The sequence below is a fragment of the Pseudomonas sp. RC3H12 genome (assembly GCF_018596375.1).
GTDB lineage: Bacteria > Pseudomonadota > Gammaproteobacteria > Pseudomonadales > Pseudomonadaceae > Aquipseudomonas.
Genome location: NZ_CP075595.1, coordinates 1,056,050 through 1,071,180, shown reverse-complemented (window position 1 = coordinate 1,071,180; position 15,131 = coordinate 1,056,050). Strand labels below are relative to the sequence as shown.

Annotated in this window: 12 protein-coding genes; 2 read left to right on the top strand and 10 right to left on the bottom strand. The window is 63.3% G+C overall.

Features of this window, described 5'->3' with window-relative positions:
* Positions 1–32 precede the first annotated feature (32 nt).
* The 7 genes from KHO27_RS04920 to KHO27_RS04890 all read right to left on the bottom strand — a co-directional run bounded on the left by KHO27_RS04920 (position 33) and on the right by KHO27_RS04890 (position 8,303).
* On the bottom strand, positions 33–266 hold the full coding sequence (locus KHO27_RS04920; RefSeq protein WP_214501291.1) for a hypothetical protein: 234 nt from the start codon (positions 264–266) through the stop codon (positions 33–35).
* A 51-nt stretch (positions 267–317) separates the two neighbouring features.
* Complete coding sequence (locus tag KHO27_RS04915) at positions 318–839, bottom strand: DUF6586 family protein (RefSeq protein WP_023630869.1); 522 nt, start codon at positions 837–839, stop codon at positions 318–320.
* Between the two features lie 157 nt (positions 840–996).
* Positions 997–3,606 (bottom strand): type I DNA topoisomerase, encoded by a 2,610-nt coding sequence (topA, locus tag KHO27_RS04910; protein ID WP_214501290.1) that lies wholly within the window; start codon positions 3,604–3,606, stop codon positions 997–999.
* A gap of 100 nt (positions 3,607–3,706) precedes the next feature.
* Positions 3,707–3,958, bottom strand: a complete 252-nt coding sequence (locus KHO27_RS04905; protein WP_031314692.1) for a DUF1653 domain-containing protein — start codon at positions 3,956–3,958, stop codon at positions 3,707–3,709.
* Between the two features lie 78 nt (positions 3,959–4,036).
* Positions 4,037–5,212, bottom strand: coding sequence for an acetyl-CoA C-acyltransferase FadA (fadA, locus tag KHO27_RS04900; protein ID WP_023629457.1), 1,176 nt, complete (start codon positions 5,210–5,212; stop codon positions 4,037–4,039).
* 30 nt (positions 5,213–5,242) lie between these two features.
* Positions 5,243–7,390 (bottom strand): fatty acid oxidation complex subunit alpha FadB, encoded by a 2,148-nt coding sequence (fadB, locus tag KHO27_RS04895; RefSeq protein ID WP_046856399.1) that lies wholly within the window; start codon positions 7,388–7,390, stop codon positions 5,243–5,245.
* A 475-nt stretch (positions 7,391–7,865) separates the two neighbouring features.
* Positions 7,866–8,303 (bottom strand): hypothetical protein, encoded by a 438-nt coding sequence (locus KHO27_RS04890; RefSeq protein WP_214501289.1) that lies wholly within the window; start codon positions 8,301–8,303, stop codon positions 7,866–7,868.
* A gap of 110 nt (positions 8,304–8,413) precedes the next feature.
* On the opposite strand from KHO27_RS04890, the gene KHO27_RS04885 reads away from it, so the two are divergent.
* Entirely contained in the window at positions 8,414–8,857 is a 444-nt protein-coding gene (locus KHO27_RS04885) for a universal stress protein (RefSeq protein ID WP_046856401.1), read from the top strand.
* An 81-nt stretch (positions 8,858–8,938) separates the two neighbouring features.
* On the opposite strand, the gene KHO27_RS04880 is transcribed toward KHO27_RS04885, so the two are convergent.
* Positions 8,939–10,870: an ATP-binding cassette domain-containing protein gene (locus KHO27_RS04880; protein WP_110698747.1), complete on the bottom strand. Its 1,932-nt coding sequence runs from the start codon at positions 10,868–10,870 to the stop codon at positions 8,939–8,941.
* A 206-nt stretch (positions 10,871–11,076) separates the two neighbouring features.
* On the opposite strand from KHO27_RS04880, the gene KHO27_RS04875 reads away from it, so the two are divergent.
* Positions 11,077–13,005 (top strand): transglycosylase SLT domain-containing protein, encoded by a 1,929-nt coding sequence (locus KHO27_RS04875; protein WP_110698749.1) that lies wholly within the window; start codon positions 11,077–11,079, stop codon positions 13,003–13,005.
* Positions 13,006–13,080: 75 nt separating this feature from the next.
* On the opposite strand, the gene KHO27_RS04870 is transcribed toward KHO27_RS04875, so the two are convergent.
* Positions 13,081–13,884 carry an MOSC domain-containing protein gene (locus KHO27_RS04870; protein WP_110698751.1) on the bottom strand — a complete coding sequence of 268 codons (804 nt, stop codon included), beginning with the start codon at positions 13,882–13,884 and terminating at the stop codon, positions 13,081–13,083.
* A gap of 55 nt (positions 13,885–13,939) precedes the next feature.
* Complete coding sequence (locus tag KHO27_RS04865; protein ID WP_110698753.1) at positions 13,940–14,875, bottom strand: chemotaxis protein CheV; 936 nt, start codon at positions 14,873–14,875, stop codon at positions 13,940–13,942.
* Positions 14,876–15,131 lie beyond the last annotated feature (256 nt).

The following is a 15,131-nucleotide window of genomic DNA, read 5'->3' as shown; positions in this document are numbered from 1 at the left end:
AATCGCTTGAAACCCTGGGCCGCTACCTTGGCTCAGTGAAGGATGCGCGGCCCCTCTTCACGCTCGAAGTCGCCTTCAACCAGGCGGCCGGCCATTTGCACGCCAACGCTGAGCATGGCCTTGGCCACTTCCACATGCTGTCCTTGCAGGAATGCCTTGGCATCCTCGGAAAAATCCAGGGTTACCAGGGAGCCTTCATCTTCGGCGCGACGCAGCTCGATCCGGCCATCAGGCAACTCGACAATTTCTAGAAAGGACGTTGACATAAAGGGCCTGCTTTTCACGAAAGGCCATTAGTGTACCAGCCATGGAAGCGCTCAGCACTCACTCAGCGCATCGCGGAATCGTCTCACCAGGCTTTTCAGGTTCTGCCGCCAGGCCTCCAACTCCTCCCGGGAAAGCTCAGCCGGCTCAGGCTCGTCCAGATTGACGGCCTGGATCAGCGGCTGGGTAACGTCACCCTTGACGGTTTTCTTGGCGACCGGTGGTCGGAACAAATCGGCATAAGCCGCCAGCAGACGCGCCAGCCAGGTTTCCGGCTGGCGGGCCAACTCCAACAGCTCGGCCATTTCCGGTATCGCCACGCTCTGCAGCACCTCGTCGCTGAACAGCAATTCCGCCCGTGCCGCCGAGGCCTGGGGCAGGCGGTAGAAGCCGGCGATCTCATGGCACAGCCCAAGCAGCGCGCCATACAGGTGGAACAGCGCCGACTCGCGCTCGGCCTGGAGCAGCCCCTGGGCATTCAGCGCCTGACTGTCCGCGGCCTTGGCCATGGACTCCAACGCGAGGCCGGCGAAGAACAGTTTCTGGTTGGTACGGGTGTAGAGTTCCTGGGCCATTTCGACTGACTCCTGAAGGCTGCAAGGCGATACCGCAGTTTCCGGGATTCGCCGACTTTACCGCAAGCACAAACGATCGCGGGGCAAGTCCGCCCCCACAGATATCAAAAGGTACCTGTGAGAGCGGGCCTGCCCCGCGATAAGCCAGAAGCTCGGATCAGCGCTTGTCTTCGACCTTCCACGCCTTGCCGTCGTAGAACGCCTTCCAGCCGGTAGGCTTGCCGTCAACCTCGGACTGCACGTACTGCTCCTTGGTCTTGCGGCTGTAGCGGATCACCGTTGGGCGCCCTTCCGGGTCCTTCTGTGGCGCTTCGCAGAGGAAGTGATACTTCGGATCGATCTCGTGCTTGTGCGGGACGATCTCCAGCACCAGCGGCGCACGGGTTTCGCGGTTTTTCGGGAACTGGCTGGCGGCCAGGAACAGACCTGAGGCACCGTCACGCAGTACGTAGGTGTCGTCGACCTTCTCGCACTTGAGCTCCGGCATGTCCACCTTGTCCATTTTCGGTGGCGCCGCCTCGCCGCTCTTGAGCAGCTTGCGGGTGTTCTTGCAGGTTGGGTTGGTGCAGCCGAAGAACTTGCCGAAACGGCCAGTCTTGAGCTGCATCTCGCTGCCGCACTTGTCGCATTCCAGGCTCGGGCCTTCGTAGCCCTTGATGCGGTAGTTGCCTTCTTCGATCTCGTAGCCGACGCAGTCCGGGTTGTTACCGCAGATGTGCAGCTTGCGCTTCTCGTCGAGCAGGTAGGCATCCATCGCCGTCGCGCAGATCGGGCAGCGATGCTTGCCGCGCAGCACCAGGGACTCGGACTCGCCCTCGTCGTCGGCGGCGATTTCGTCGCCCGGCACCAGGTTGACCGTTGCCTTGCAACGCTCCTTTGGCGGCAGGCTATAGCCCGAGCAGCCGAGGAACACGCCGGTGGACGCGGTACGGATCATCATCGGCCGGCCACATTCCTTGCACGGAATGTTGGTCAGGGTCGGCTGGTTGGCGCGCATGCCGTGCTCGCTGGACTCGGCGGTCTGCAACTTCTTGCTGAAGTCGCCATAGAACTCGTCGAGGACGTTCTTCCAGTCACGCTCGCCCTGGGCCACATCGTCGAGGTTCTCTTCCATGCCGGCGGTAAAGCCGTAGTCCATCAGGTTGGAGAAGCTCTCCGACAAGCGCTCGGTGACGATGTCGCCCATCTTCTCGGAGTAGAAGCGACGGTTGTGCAGCGTCACATAACCGCGGTCCTGGATGGTGGAGATGATCGCCGCGTAGGTCGACGGCCGGCCGATGCCACGCTTCTCCATTTCCTTGACCAGACTGGCTTCGGTGAAGCGCGCCGGCGGCTTGGTGAAGTGCTGGCTGGGATCGAGCTGGATCAGCTTGAGCGCTTCACCCTGGGCCATTTCCGGCAGCACGTCGTCTTCGCCCGGTTTGCTCTGCTGCGGCAGGACACGGGTGTAACCATCGAACTTGAGGATACGGCCCTTGGCGCGCAGCTCGAACTCGCCCGCCACCACGGTGACACTGGTGGACAGGTACTGCGCCGGCGGCATCTGGCAAGCCAGGAACTGGCGCCAGATCAGCTCGTACAGGCGCTCGGCGTCACGCTCCATGCCACTGAGCTTGGTCGGGTGGGTACTGACGTCGGACGGACGGATCGCTTCGTGCGCCTCCTGGGCCCCTTCCTTGCTGCCATAGACGATGGGCGCGGCAGGCAGGTACTGCTTGCCGAACTCCTTCTCGATGTAGCTGCGGGCCATCTCGACAGCGTCGGTCGACAGGTTGGTCGAGTCGGTACGCATGTAGGTGATGTAGCCGGCTTCGTACAGACGCTGGGCCATCATCATGGTCTTCTTCACCCCGAAGCCCAGGCGATTGCTTGCGGCCTGCTGCAGGGTGGAGGTAATGAACGGTGCCGAAGGCTTGCTGCTGGTCGGCCGGTCCTCGCGCTTGCTCACGCTGTAGCTGGAGGCCTTGAGCTTCTCCAGCGCGGCCATGGCCTGGGCTTCGTTGAGCGGCTTGAAGGCCTCGCCCTTCTCACGGGCCACCTCGAAACGCACCTTGGCGTTCTTGGCAGTACCCAGGTCGGCGTGGACTTCCCAGTACTCTTCGGGGTTGAACGCCCGGATCTCGCGCTCGCGCTCGACCACCAGCTTCACCGCCACCGACTGTACGCGGCCGGCGGAAAGGCCACGGGCGATTTTCGCCCACAGCAGCGGCGAGACCATGTAGCCAACCACGCGATCAAGGAAACGCCGCGCCTGCTGGGCGTTGACCCGGTCAATATCGAGCTCGCCCGGCTGGGAGAAGGCTTCCTGGATGGCTTTCTTGGTGATCTCGTTGAACACCACGCGCTTGTAACGACTGTCGTCTCCGCCGATGGCCTCGCGCAGGTGCCAGGCGATGGCTTCCCCCTCGCGATCCAAGTCGGTTGCGAGATAGATGGTGTCGGCATCCTTGGCCAGGCGGCGCAGCTCCTCGATGACCTTCTCCTTGCCGGGAAGGATCTCGTACTTGGCCTTCCAGCCCGCCTCGGGGTCGACCCCCATACGTGCGACCAGAGTACGGCGCGCCTTCTCCTTCGGCGACAAGGCAGGAGCCTCGGCCGCGGTCTTGCCGCGCTTGGCCGCCGGTTCCTTGCTCGCACTGGCGGAACCGCTGGTGGGAAGGTCACGGATGTGGCCGATACTCGACTTCACCACGTACTGGCTGCCCAGGTACTTGTTGATGGTCTTGGCCTTGGCCGGGGATTCCACAATGACCAGCGATTTGCCCATGGATCGGAGTATTCCTGAATCTGAAGATGAAAAACGCGTCAGGTGCCGGACGCGGCACCGCTATATATAGTGGCAAAAGAGTGAGGTCAAGCGCGGTCTATCACTCGTGCGCCTTGCCCAGCCGCTCGCCAAGGCCCTCTTCGACCTTGACCAAAGCAAAGCGTGGCACCTGCTCGCCGTCAACCTCGACGGACTCCTGGAACATCGAAAGTGGCCTGACCCAGAAGCTGTAGTCACCATACAGACACTGGTAGAACACCATCCACTCCTCGCTCTCGGAGTGTCGCGCAGCGCTGAAAACACGGTACTCAGGGCCTTTGTAATGCCGGTACACACCAGGTTGTATCTGCATGTCGCTCGCCCTCTTGAACAAATCCTGTAAAAAACAAAAGCCGGGGCACATGGCCCCGGCTGCTGTCCTGCGACGCGATCAGACGCGTTCGAAGACAGTGGTGATGCCTTGGCCCAGGCCGACACACATGGTGGCGACGCCCAGGGTACCGCCATTTTGCTTCATGACGTTGAGCAGGGTGCCGGAAATCCGCGCCCCCGAACAACCGAACGGGTGGCCCAGGGCGATAGCGCCGCCGTGCAGGTTAACCTTCTCATTCATCTTGTCGAGCACTTTCAGATCTTTCAGCACCGGCAGGGCCTGTGCGGCGAAAGCTTCGTTGAGCTCGAAGAAGTCGATGTCGGCGATGGTCAGACCAGCGCGCTTGAGGGCTTTCTGCGTCGACGGAACCGGGCCGTAGCCCATGATCGCCGGATCCACGCCGGCGACCGCCATCGAACGGATGACCGCCAGTGGCTGGATCCCCAGGTCCATGGCGCGCTGGCCGGACATGACGATCATGCACGAGGCGCCGTCGGTGATCTGCGACGAGGTGCCCGCGGTGACGGTGCCGCCTTTCGGGTTGAACGCCGGCTTCAGCGACGCCAGGCCTTCGAGGGTGGTTTCCGGGCGAATGGTCTCGTCGTAGTCGAAGACCTTCAGGAAGCCGTTCTCGTCGTAACCCTGCATCGGGATGATCTCGTCCTTGAACTTGCCTTCGACCGTCGCCTTGTGGGCGAGCTGGTGCGAACGCACACCGAACAGATCCTGTTGCTCACGGGTGATGCCGTGCATCTTGCCCAGCATCTCGGCGGTCAGGCCCATCATCCCGGAAGCCTTGGCAGCGTGCAAGGACAGGTGCGGGTTGGGGTCGACGCCATGCATCATGCTGACGTGGCCCATGTGCTCGACACCACCGATGACGAACACGTCGCCGTTGCCGGTCATGATCGCCTGGGCGGCGGTGTGCAGCGCGCTCATCGACGAGCCGCACAGGCGGCTGACGGTTTGCGCGGCGGAGGTGTGCGGGATCTGGGTCATCAGCGACGCCATGCGGGCGATGTTCCAGCCCTGCTCCAGGGTCTGGTTGACGCAGCCCCAGATCACGTCCTCGACTTCCTTCGGGTCGACCTTGTCGTTGCGCTCCAGCAGCTTGCTGATCAGGTGCGCGGACATGTCTTCGGCACGGGTGTTGCGGTGCATGCCACCCTTGGAGCGGCCCATCGGCGTGCGACCGAAGTCGACAATCACCACGTCTCTTGGATTCAGGCTCATATCAATATTCTCGCTCTAGCTCGTGGGCGCTCAGTTGAAGAAGCGCTGGCCGTTCTTGGCCATTTCGCGCAGCTTCGCAGTGGGGTGGTACAGCGGCCCCAGGTCGGCGTACTTGTCGGCCAGTGCGACGAACTCGGCGACCCCGATCGAATCGATGTAGCGCAGCGCGCCACCGCGGAAGGGAGGGAAACCGATGCCGTAGACCAGGCCCATGTCGGCTTCGGCGGCGGTGGCGACGATGCCGTCTTCCAGGCAGCGCACGGTTTCCAGGCACAGCGGCACCATCATCCAGTTGATGATGTCTTCGTCGGTGACTTCACGCTGCTCGAAGATGACCGGCTTGAGCACGTCGAGCACGCTGGCGTCGGCGACTTTCTTCGGCTTGCCGCGCTTGTCGGTCTCGTAGGCGTAGAAGCCCTTGCCGTTCTTCTGGCCCAGGCGGTTGGCTTCGTACAGGGCGTCGACGGCGGAGCGACGATCGTCCTTCATGCGGTCCGGGAAGCCTTCGGCCATCACGTCGCGGCCGTGGTGGCCGGTGTCAATGCCGACCACGTCCATCAGGTAGGCCGGGCCCATCGGCCAGCCGAACTTCTCCATCACCTTGTCGATGCGCACGAAGTCGACGCCAGCGCTGACCAGCTTGGCGAAGCCGCCGAAGTACGGGAACAGCACGCGGTTGACCAGGAAGCCCGGGCAGTCGTTGACCACGATCGGGTTCTTGCCCATCTTCTTGGCGTAGGCCACGGTGGTGGCCACGGCCACGTCGCTGGACTTCTCGCCACGGATGACTTCCACCAGCGGCATCATGTGCACCGGGTTGAAGAAGTGCATGCCGACGAAGTTTTCCGGACGCTTGAGCGCCTTGGCCAGCAGGTTGATGGAGATGGTCGAGGTGTTGGAGGCGAGGATCGCATCCTCTTTCACCTGGCCTTCCACTTCAGCCAGCACGGCCTGCTTGACCTTCGGGTTCTCGACCACGGCCTCGACGATGATGTCGACGTTGCCGAAGTCACCGTAGGACAGGGTCGGACGAATGGCGTTGAGGGCCTCGGCCATCTTGGCCGGGGTCAGGCGACCCTTCTCGACGCGCTTGCCGAGCAGCTTGGAGGCCTCGTTCAGGCCGAGCTGGATGGCTTCCTCGCGAATATCCTTCATCAGGATCGGGGTGCCCTTGACCGCCGACTGGTAAGCGATGCCGCCACCCATGATACCGGCGCCGAGCACGGCGGCCTGTTTCACGTCGTGAGCGATCTCGTCGTGGGCCTTGGCCTTGCGCTTGAGCTCCTGGTCGTTCAGGAACAGGCCGATCAGGCTCTCGGCGACCGAGGTCTTGGCCAGCTTGGCGAAGCCTGCGGCCTCGACCTCGAGGGCCTTGTCACGGCCGAAGTTGGCGGCCTTCTGGATGGTCTTGATGGCCTCGACTGGCGCCGGGTAGTTCGGGCCGGCCTGGCCGGCAACGAAGCCCTTGGCGGTCTCGAAGGCCATCATCTGCTCGATGGCGTTGAGCTTGAGCTTTTCCAGCTTGGGCTGGCGCTTGGCCTTGTAGTCCAGCTCACCGCTGATGGCGCGCTTGACCAGGTCCAGGGCACCGGCCTGCAGCAGCTCAGGGGCGACCACGGCATCGACGGCGCCGACTTTCAGGGCGTCCTCGGCGCGGTTTTCCTTGCCGGAGGCGATCCACTCGATGGCGTTGTCCGAGCCGATCAGGCGCGGCAGGCGCACGGTGCCGCCAAAGCCTGGGTAGATGCCCAGCTTGACTTCCGGCAGGCCGATCTTGGCGCTGCTGGCCATGACCCGGTAGTCGGCGGCCAGGCACATCTCCAGGCCGCCACCCAGGGCGATGCCGTTGATGGCGACCACGGTCGGCACCTGCAGATCTTCGAAGTCACTGAAAATGCGATTGGCTTCCAGGTTGCCGGCGACCAGTTCGGCCTCGGGCAGCTTGAAGTTGTCGACGAACTCGGTGATGTCGGCGCCGACGATGAACACGTCCTTGCCACTGCTGACGATCACGCCCTTGACCGAGGCATCGGCCTTGATCACGTCCACGGCCTGACGCAGCTCGTTCAGAGTGAGACGGTTGAACTTGTTGACGGACTCACCCTTGAGGTCGAACTTCAGTTCGACGATGCCGCTTTCAAGAGCCTTAACCGTGATGGCTTTACCTTCGTAAATCATCAACTGATCTCCACGATATGGAAGCTGAACAGTACACGTCGATCGCTGGCAGCAAGAGCCGGTCTACCGGTCCCTCGCCCCAGGCACACCCGTCGACGCGCTAATCGGGATTCTGTAAGAGCCGTCTGACATACAAACGCTCAATTCATACGCCCGTTTGACTTGGGTGTGCACACATTCCCCGAAAAGAACCGCGTTGTCAAATACTCGCGAAGGCCGTGAAAACGCGACTTTCCAGTCATCTTCTACCCTCCGGGTACGAAACATGATGACAGTGATCGCCCTCCATTCATGTCAGCGATAGGCCACCCCCGACGGCACACGTGCTTTTTTCTAAACGCATCCGGCCAGGATGGCTACACTGCGACTGATTGAAAGTATTTCCGGCCTGCCTGGCCCTGTGCTTGCACGCACAAACGCAAAACGGCGCACAGGAGCATGTTTGCTCCTGTGCGCCGTTTTGCGTCATACGGGCTCAGGCGAGGGTTTCGAGGGTCTGGGCAATATCCTGCAAAACAGATTTGTCGCCTCGCTCGCTCCAGTACAGCGCAATCATGCGACTGTCGGCCTCGACCTTGTAGACCGTTGCCGGCAGGCGGGCGAAGGCCTCGGCCAGGCGTTGATCCTCGCAAGGCTCGCGCCACTGGTTCCACCACACGCCGGGGGTGATCTGCCAGTAGCACCAGTTGTCAGCGCGCCCCTTACGTCGCGCCCGGTGGTACTGCGGGCAAGGGCTGGGCGGCTCGTTTACCAGCCAGTGCGGCCACTGTTGCGACGCCAGTTGCATGGCCAGCCCCATGCGCCGCCCCTCCAGGCGCAGGCTCATCTGCTCGCTCTGTTTGCGCGAGGGGCGCAACCAGGCCAACGGGCTGAGAATCAGCGCAAGGATTGACACCACCAGCCATACCGTCATATCTGTAGACCTTATAAAGCGTTGCAAATGAGCGGGTTAGTCAGGTTTCACGGAAGATCCGCGCGAAAGCGACCATACTTCTACTATCGCGATTGTCAGGAGTACTGCACATGTCCTATGAACATCTTCTGGTCGCTGTCGACCTGACCGAAGAATGCGACCCGGTGATCAAGCGGGCCAAGGCCATCGCCCTGGCCAGCGGCGCCAAGGTCTCCCTGGTGCATATCGTCGAGCCGATGGCCATGGCCTTCGGCGGCGACGTGCCGATGGACCTGTCGCAGTTGCAGCAGCAACAGTTCGACCAGGCCAAGGAACGCATGGAGCGCCTGTACAACAAGTACCCGGATATCAATCGCGGCGACTCGCACCTGGTCTACGGCCAGCCGCGCCAGGAAATCCACCAGCTGGCGAAGGATCAGAAGTGCGACCTGATCGTGGTCGGCAGCCATGGCCGCCACGGCCTGGCCCTGCTGCTCGGCTCCACCGCCAACGACGTGCTGCACGGCGCGCCGTGCGATGTATTGGCGGTGCGGTTGCAGAAGAAGGCCGAGTAATACTTTCATCGCGGGGCAAGCCCGCTCCCACAAAGCCCGTCAAACAGGGCTGCGTGGGAGCGGGCTTGCCCCGCGATGGCTTCAGCCTTCCAGCTCGGCCCAGCGCTCCACCAGCACGTCCAGCTCGCCCTGCAGCTTCTCGATCTTGGCCAGCACCGCCGCAGTCTCGGCAATCGGCCGCTGATAGAAGCCCGCCGCACTCACTTCTTCCTGTGCCTCGGCCATCCGCTGCTCAAGCGCATCGATCTGCCCCGGCAGCATCTCCAGCTCACGCTGCAGCTTGTAGCTGAGCTTCTTCTTGCTGGCATCGGCTGCAGGCGCAGCGGCAGCAACAGGAGCCACCTCCTCCACCGGCGCCTGCACCACGGCGCTGTTGAGCTCGGACTTGCCACCCTTGCTCTCGGTCACGCCCAGCAGCTTCGGCGAACCACCCTGACGGATCCAGTCCTCGTAGCCGCCGACGTACTCGCGCACGCGCCCTTCACCTTCGAACACCAGGGTGCTGGTCACCACGTTGTCGAGGAAGGCCCGGTCGTGGCTGACCATCAGCACCGTACCTTTGTAGTTCGACAGCACCTCTTCGAGCAGCTCGAGGGTCTCGACGTCGAGGTCGTTGGTCGGTTCGTCCAGCACCAGCAGGTTGGCCGGCTTGCTGAACAGCTTGGCCAGCAGCAGGCGCGCACGCTCGCCCCCGGACAGCGCCTTGACCGGCGTGCGCGCACGTTGCGGGCTGAACAGGAAGTCGCCGAGGTAGCTGAGCACATGGCGGTTCTGGCCATCGATCTCGATGAAATCGCGGCCTTCGGCCAGGTTGTCGATGACGGTCTTTTCCAGGTCCAACTGATGGCGCATCTGGTCGAAATAGGCCACCTCCAGCTTGGTGCCACGCTCGACCTTGCCACTGGTGGGCTCCAGGTCGCCCAGCATCAGCTTGAGCAGGGTCGTCTTACCGGTGCCGTTGGCACCCAGCAGGCCAATACGGTCCTGGCGCTGCAGCACCATGGAGAAGTCCTTGACCAGCTTCGGTCCATTCTGGTGGGCGAAGCTTACGTTCTCCAGCACCATCACCTGCTTGCCGGACTTGTCGGCCACTTCGATCTGGATATTGGCCTTGCCCTGGCGTTCGCGGCGCTCGCCGCGCTCCACGCGCAGCGCCTTGAGTGCGCGCACGCGGCCTTCGTTGCGGGTACGTCGGGCCTTGATGCCCTGGCGGATCCACACTTCCTCCTGGGCCAGGCGCTTGTCGAACAGCGCGTTGGCAGTGGCCTCGGCGGCCAGCTCGGCCTCCTTGTGCACCAGGAAGCTGGCGTAGTCGCCGTTCCAGTCGATCAGCCCGCCACGATCCAGCTCGAGGATGCGCGTGGCCAGGTTCTGCAGGAAGGAACGGTCGTGGGTGATGAACAGCACCGCGCCGCCGAAGCCTTTGAGCGCCTCTTCAAGCCAGGCGATGGCGCCGATGTCCAGGTGGTTGGTCGGCTCGTCGAGCAGCAGCAGGTCAGGCTCGGACACCAGCGCCTGGGCCAGCAGCACGCGTCGGCGCCAGCCGCCGGAAAGCTCGGCCAGGGTCTTGTCGGCCGGCAACTGCAGGCGGCTCAGGGTGCTTTCGACCACCTGCTGCAAGCGCCAGCCGTCACGGGCCTCGAGCTCGTGCTGGACGTGCATGAGCTTTTCCAGATCCTCGTCGCCGTGGATGTTCTGGCTCAGGTGATGGAACTGCGCCAGCAGCTCGCCGACGCCGTCAAGGCCGGCGGCCACCACGTCGAATACGCTACGCTCGTCGGCCACCGGCAGCTCCTGCGGCAGCTCGCCAATCTTCAGGCCTGGGGCGCGCCAGATATCGCCGTCATCGCCCTTCTGCTCGCCCTTCACCAGGCGTAGCATGCTCGACTTGCCCGTGCCGTTGCGGCCGATGATGCACACCCGCTCGCCACGGGCGATCTGCCAGGACACTTTGTCCAACAGCGGCATGGCGCCGAACGCGAGGGACACATCGCTGAATTTGAGCAGGGTCATGATCATCTCCAAAAACCGGGCGCGCATTCTACCTGACTTACCCCTTCAGGGCATCAAAAGCCCGTTGTCGCGACAGGGCGTCGGATAACAACTCGATACAAGCACAGTGCTTTCGCCGGCCACCGGCAAACGGCTAAGCTAAGCAGTAATACCCAACAGTGCTGGCTCCGCCGTCACTTTCCATGGTTCCACTGCCCGGACGTATCATGCGCAGCCGCCTGTTACAAATTGCTTCCTGCCTGTTGCTGACCACCCTCGCCGCGAGCGTCGCACAGGCCGCCGACCTCACCCAGCAACGTCAATACTACGACGAGGCCAAGCGCGCCCTGGCCAAGGGCGACAAGGGCCCCTACCTGCGCTACGCGCAGGCGCTGCGCGATTACCCGCTCACGCCCTACCTCACCTACGACGAGCTGACCGCCCGCCTCAAGAGCGCCAGCAACGAGGAGATCGAGGGTTTCCTCAAGGCCCATGGCGACCTGCCCCAGGCCAACTGGATGAAACTGCGCTGGTTGCGCTGGCTGGCCGAACGCGGTGAATGGAATACCTTCACCCGCTATTACGACCCCAAGCTGAACTTCACCGAACTGGATTGCCTCAACGGCCAGTACCAGCTCTCCCACGGCCAGCGCGCCGAAGGCTTCGCCAGCGCCGAGAAGCTGTGGAACGTCGGCAAGTCCCAGCCCACGGCCTGCGACACCCTGTTCGCCATGTGGGCCGCCGAAGGCCAGCTGACCGAGGCCAAGCGCTGGCAGCGCGCCAAACTGGCGGCACAGGCGCGCAACTATGGGCTTGCGAACAATCTGGTGAAAACCCTCACCACCCTCGCCCCCCAGGGCAAGCTGCTGATCGACGTGGCGCAGAAGCCCGAGCTGCTCAACCAGCCTTCGCGCTTCACACCGGTCAACGAGGCCATGTCCGACGTGGTCAGCCTGGGTCTTCGCCGCCTGGCCCGGCAAAATCCGGAACAGGCCATGGCGCTGCTCGACGACTATGCCCAGCGCATGCACTTCTCCCGTGACGAGAAGGTCGCCATCGCCCGCGAGATCGGCCTGACACTGGCCCGCCGCTACGACCCGCGCGCCCTCGACCTGATGACCCGCTACGACCCGGAGCTGCGCGACAACACTGTCAGCGAATGGCGCCTGCGCCTGCTGCTGCGCCTGGCCCGCTGGGAAGAAGCCTACGAACTGACCAAGCGCCTGCCCCAGGACCTGGCCAGCAGCAACCGCTGGAAGTACTGGCAGGCACGCAGCCTGGAGCTGGCCCAGCCGAACAACCCGCAGGTCCCGCTGCTGTACAAGACCGTCGCCCGCGAACGCGACTTCTATGGCTTCCTCGCCGCCGACCGGGCGCAGACGCCCTATCAGCTGAACAACAAGCCGCTGGCGCTGAGCCAGGCGGTGACCAACAAGGTCCGCAACACCCCCGGCATCCGTCGCGCACTGGAGTTCCACGCCCGTGGCCAGATCGTCGAGGGGCGCCGCGAGTGGTACCACGTCAGCCGCCACTTCAACCGTGACGAAATGGTTGCCCAGGCCCGCCTGGCCTACGACATGCGCTGGTACTTCCCGGCCATCCGCACCATCAGCCAGGCCCAGTACTGGGACGACCTGGACATCCGCTTCCCGATGGCACACCGCGACACCCTGGTGCGCGAAGCCAAGGTTCGCGGCCTGCATTCGAGCTGGGTATTCGCCATCACCCGCCAGGAAAGCGCCTTCATGGAAGACGCCCGCTCCAGCGTCGGCGCCAGCGGCTTGATGCAGCTGATGCCGGGCACCGCCAAGGAAACCGCGCGCAAGTTCAGCATCCCGCTGGCTTCGCCGGCCCAGGTCTTCAACCCGGACAAGAACATCCAGCTCGGCGCTGCCTACCTGAGCCAGGTGCACAGTCAGTTCAACGGCAACCGCGTACTGGCCTCGGCCGCTTACAACGCCGGCCCCGGGCGTGTACGCCAGTGGCTCAAGGGCGCCAAGCACCTGAGTTTCGATGTGTGGGTCGAATCGATTCCGTTCGACGAGACGCGCCAGTACGTGCAGAACGTGCTGTCGTATTCGGTCATCTACGGGCAGAAGCTCAATTCACCGCAGCCGCTGGTGGATTGGCATGAGCGGTATTTCGACGATATGTGATCGGAATGCCATAAGCCCGCGCCCACGCTAACGTGGGAGCGGCGGTGCGCCGATGCGACTTGCCCCGCGATGGCGCTATTCGAGGACCTCAACGGCCATCCCCACCTTAAGCTCTCCCTCGCCATCCACCGCCAGGTTCTGGCCAAACAGCACATCGCCTTCCTTCTCGCGGAAGGTCTTGAGCGTGGTCAAGGGCTCACGGTCCGGGCTGCGTTCGCCCGTGACGGGATCGAGGGTGGTGAGGATGCAGCGCACGCTGGGCTTGAGCACGCGGTAGGTCATGTCGCCAATACGGATGCGCTTCCAGCGGTCCTCGGCAAAGGCCTCGGCCCCCTCGACCACCAGGTTCGGGCGAAACCGCAGCATCTCCATGGGGCGCCCCACCCGACGGCTCAACTCATCCAGCGAGGCCTGGCCGATCAACAGCAGGGGGAAACCATCGGGAAAGGCCGCCCGGTCACTGTTGAGGCCGTAGCCGCTGGGCAGGTAGCGGGCCCGCTGCTCGGGGCAGTACACCAGCCTTACCGCCTTGCCCAGCAGCTCGCTGAGCCAGGTCGCGGCGGCATCGCCGGCATCGGGCACGCGCAAGGTGTCGCGCCAGATGGTGATACCGCGCAAGGCCTCGTCGGCAGGCGGTACCGGCACCTCCAAGGGTGCCTGCCCCGGCGTCTGGAGCAGCAGTTGGCCCTGCTCGCCGTAACTGGCGCCAACCTGCCCCAGCAGGGGCCAGGCGCGCTGGGTCAGGAAGCGGCCGTTCTCCTGCTCCACCACCAGCCAGCGCCGGTCCCCGTCCAGGCCCAGATGGCCGACAACCGACGCCTGCAGGCGCTGGGCCTGCGCCGATTTCACCGGGTACCTATACAACGCACTGAGAAACATCCCTGCCACCTTGCGCCAGTCGAAAGGCCAAGCTTATACCGGATCGGTACAGCCGTTACACCGCGGCGTCGTCCAGGCTCAGGCGTTGACGCACCACATCCACCAGGCGATCGGGCTGGAACTTGGACAGGAAGTTGTCGCAACCGACCTTCTTGACCATGGATTCGTTGAAGCTGCCAGACAGCGAGGTATGCAGTACCACGTACAGGCCACGCAAGCGCGGGTCGTTGCGAATTTCGGTGGTCAGCCGGTAACCATCCATCTCGGGCATCTCGGCATCGGTGAAGACCATCAGCAACTTCTCGCAGACATTCTCCCCTGCGTCCGCCCAACCCTTGAGCAGGCGCAGGGCCTTGAGGCCGTCGCTGGCCACGTGCAGTTTAACCCCCAGTTGCGAGAGGGTATCGCGCAGTTGCGCCAAGGCCACGGTGGAGTCGTCCACCAGCAGCACCTCGCGGCCACGGGCGCGGGCCAGCACCGGGTCTTCGAGCTTGTCGCGGGAGACCTTGGCGTTGTAGGGCACGATCTCGGCCAGCACCTTCTCCACGTCAATGACCTCCACCAGTTGCTCGTCGACCTTGGTGATCGCCGTGAGGTAGTGTTGGCGGCCAGCGCTGGCCGGCGGCGGCATGATGGCTTCCCAGTTCATGTTGACGATACGATCCACGCCCCCCACCAGGAACGCCTGCACCGAACGGTTGTACTCGGTGACGATGATGGTGCTGTTTGGCCCCGGCTGCAGCGGACGCATGCCGATTGCCTGGGACAGGTCGATGACCGGCAGTGTCTGGCCGCGCAGGTTGACCACGCCACAGACAAACGAATGGCGCTGCGGCATCAGGGTCAGCTTGGGCAACTGCAGCACCTCTTGGACCTTGAACACGTTGATCGCGAACAACTGCCGGCCGGCCAGCCGGAACATGAGGATTTCCAGGCGGTTCTCACCCACCAGTTGCGTGCGTTGGTCTACCGTGTCGAGAATGCCAGCCATTGGAAGCCCCCAGGCGTGAGTCGGGAAAAAGTGAATGCATCCCCCTGTATCGGCGGACACGGTCACAGCTTGACCCCTGATGGAAAAAGCCATGCGGGGTGATTGATATCACTTTACCATCATGCTTTACTGCTGCCACATCCCGCCACGTCCGTCGCTCGCAACGAACGACCCTGCCTGAAACCGCATCAGGGAAACCCCTAGTAGCAATCGGGTGCAACCTGATGTTCGCAATATCCATTAGCCATTAATGTGA

What these genes read in the sequence shown, in the direction of transcription:
- KHO27_RS04920 (WP_214501291.1), bottom strand. Translation starts at nt 266, where the DNA reads ATGTCAACGTCCTTTCTAGAAATTGTCGAGTTGCCTGATGGCCGGATC.
- KHO27_RS04915 (WP_023630869.1), bottom strand. Translation starts at nt 839, where the DNA reads ATGGCCCAGGAACTCTACACCCGTACCAACCAGAAACTGTTCTTCGCC.
- topA (WP_214501290.1), bottom strand. Translation starts at nt 3,606, where the DNA reads ATGGGCAAATCGCTGGTCATTGTGGAATCCCCGGCCAAGGCCAAGACC.
- KHO27_RS04905 (WP_031314692.1), bottom strand. Translation starts at nt 3,958, where the DNA reads ATGCAGATACAACCTGGTGTGTACCGGCATTACAAAGGCCCTGAGTAC.
- fadA (WP_023629457.1), bottom strand. Translation starts at nt 5,212, where the DNA reads ATGAGCCTGAATCCAAGAGACGTGGTGATTGTCGACTTCGGTCGCACG.
- fadB (WP_046856399.1), bottom strand. Translation starts at nt 7,390, where the DNA reads ATGATTTACGAAGGTAAAGCCATCACGGTTAAGGCTCTTGAAAGCGGC.
- KHO27_RS04890 (WP_214501289.1), bottom strand. Translation starts at nt 8,303, where the DNA reads ATGACGGTATGGCTGGTGGTGTCAATCCTTGCGCTGATTCTCAGCCCG.
- KHO27_RS04885 (WP_046856401.1), top strand. Translation starts at nt 8,414, where the DNA reads ATGTCCTATGAACATCTTCTGGTCGCTGTCGACCTGACCGAAGAATGC.
- KHO27_RS04880 (WP_110698747.1), bottom strand. Translation starts at nt 10,870, where the DNA reads ATGACCCTGCTCAAATTCAGCGATGTGTCCCTCGCGTTCGGCGCCATG.
- KHO27_RS04875 (WP_110698749.1), top strand. Translation starts at nt 11,077, where the DNA reads ATGCGCAGCCGCCTGTTACAAATTGCTTCCTGCCTGTTGCTGACCACC.
- KHO27_RS04870 (WP_110698751.1), bottom strand. Translation starts at nt 13,884, where the DNA reads ATGTTTCTCAGTGCGTTGTATAGGTACCCGGTGAAATCGGCGCAGGCC.
- KHO27_RS04865 (WP_110698753.1), bottom strand. Translation starts at nt 14,875, where the DNA reads ATGGCTGGCATTCTCGACACGGTAGACCAACGCACGCAACTGGTGGGT.